At 56.4% G+C, this 2,505-nt stretch carries 1 rRNA gene (cut by a window edge); it reads right to left on the bottom strand.

The annotated features are described in order from the left end of the window. Positions 1 to 31: 31 nt before the first annotated feature. Positions 32 to 2,505, bottom strand: a 23S ribosomal RNA gene (locus ACZ4VT_RS37245); it runs 151 nt beyond the window's last position.

The following is a 2,505-nucleotide window of genomic DNA, read 5'->3' as shown; positions in this document are numbered from 1 at the left end:
TTCAGAACTAACACAGTGGACGCGAGCAACTGAGGACAAGCCCTCGGCCTATTAGTACCAGTCAGCTTCACCCGTTACCGGGCTTCCACATCTGGCCTATCAACCCAGTCGTCTACTGGGAGCCTTACCCTCTCAAGGAGGTGGGAATACTCATCTTGAAGCAGGCTTCCCGCTTAGATGCTTTCAGCGGTTATCCCTCCCGAACGTAGCCAACCAGCCATGCCCTTGGCAGGACAACTGGCACACCAGAGGTTCGTCCGTCCCGGTCCTCTCGTACTAGGGACAGCCCTTCTCAATATTCCTACGCGCACAGCGGATAGGGACCGAACTGTCTCACGACGTTCTAAACCCAGCTCGCGTACCGCTTTAATGGGCGAACAGCCCAACCCTTGGGACCGACTCCAGCCCCAGGATGCGACGAGCCGACATCGAGGTGCCAAACCATCCCGTCGATATGGACTCTTGGGGAAGATCAGCCTGTTATCCCCGGGGTACCTTTTATCCGTTGAGCGACGGCGCTTCCACAAGCCACCGCCGGATCACTAGTCCCGACTTTCGTCCCTGCTCGACCCGTCGGTCTCACAGTCAAGCTCCCTTGTGCACTTACACTCAACACCTGATTGCCAACCAGGCTGAGGGAACCTTTGGGCGCCTCCGTTACCCTTTGGGAGGCAACCGCCCCAGTTAAACTACCCATCAGACACTGTCCCTGATCCGGATCACGGACCGAGGTTAGACATCCAGCACGACCAGAGTGGTATTTCAACGATGACTCCACAACCACTGGCGTGGCTGCTTCACAGTCTCCCACCTATCCTACACAAGCCGAACCGAACACCAATATCAAACTGTAGTAAAGGTCCCGGGGTCTTTCCGTCCTGCTGCGCGAAACGAGCATCTTTACTCGTAGTGCAATTTCACCGGGCCTATGGTTGAGACAGTCGAGAAGTCGTTACGCCATTCGTGCAGGTCGGAACTTACCCGACAAGGAATTTCGCTACCTTAGGATGGTTATAGTTACCACCGCCGTTTACTGGCGCTTAAGTTCTCAGCTTCGCACGCCCGAAAGCGCACTAACCGGTCCCCTTAACGTTCCAGCACCGGGCAGGCGTCAGTCCGTATACATCGCCTTACGGCTTCGCACGGACCTGTGTTTTTAGTAAACAGTCGCTTCTCGCTGGTCTCTGCGGCCACCCCCAGCTCAGGAAGCAAGTTCCCTCACCAGTGATGGCCCCCCTTCTCCCGAAGTTACGGGGGCATTTTGCCGAGTTCCTTAACCATAGTTCACCCGAACGCCTCGGTATTCTCTACCTGACCACCTGAGTCGGTTTAGGGTACGGGCCGCCATGAAACTCGCTAGAGGCTTTTCTCGACAGCATAGGATCATCCACTTCACCACAATCGGCTCGGCATCAGGTCTCAGCCTTATATGAGGGACGGATTTGCCTACCCCTCGGCCTACACCCTTACCCCGGGACAACCACCGCCCGGGCTGGACTACCTTCCTGCGTCACCCCATCGCTTACCTACTACAAGTCTGGTTCGTCGGCTCCACCACTTTCCTTTCCCCGAAGGGTCCGGAACGGCTTCACGGACTTAGCATCGCCTGATTCGATATTGGGCGTTTCAAAGCGGGTACCGGAATATCAACCGGTTGTCCATCGACTACGCCTGTCGGCCTCGCCTTAGGTCCCGACTTACCCTGGGCAGATCAGCTTGACCCAGGAACCCTTAGTCAATCGGCGCACACGTTTCTCACGTGTGTATCGCTACTCATGCCTGCATTCTCACTCGTGAACCGTCCACAACTAGCTTCCGCTGCTGCTTCACCCGGCACACGACGCTCCCCTACCCATCACAGCGGGCGTTGGCCCTATTGCTGCAATGACACGACTTCGGCGGTACGCTTGAGCCCCGCTACATTGTCGGCGCGGAATCACTTGACCAGTGAGCTATTACGCACTCTTTCAAGGGTGGCTGCTTCTAAGCCAACCTCCTGGTTGTCTCTGCGACTCCACATCCTTTCCCACTTAGCGTACGCTTAGGGGCCTTAGTCGATGCTCTGGGCTGTTTCCCTCTCGACCATGGAGCTTATCCCCCACAGTCTCACTGCCGTGCTCTCACTTACCGGCATTCGGAGTTTGGCTAAGGTCAGTAACCCGGTAGGGCCCATCGCCTATCCAGTGCTCTACCTCCGGCAAGAAACACACGACGCTGCACCTAAATGCATTTCGGGGAGAACCAGCTATCACGGAGTTTGATTGGCCTTTCACCCCTAACCACAGGTCATCCCCCAGGTTTTCAACCCTGGTGGGTTCGGTCCTCCACGAAGTCTTACCTCCGCTTCAACCTGCCCATGGCTAGATCACTCCGCTTCGGGTCTAGAGCGTGCAACTCAATCGCCCTATTCGGACTCGCTTTCGCTACGGCTTCCCCACACGGGTTAACCTCGCTACACACCGCTAACTCGCAGGCTCATTCTTCAAAAGGCACGCAGTCACGACT

Source organism: Streptomyces sp. NPDC029164 (genome assembly GCF_055563995.1).
Note: the sequence above shows the minus strand (reverse complement) of the source record. Positions and strands in the feature narration are given on the sequence as shown.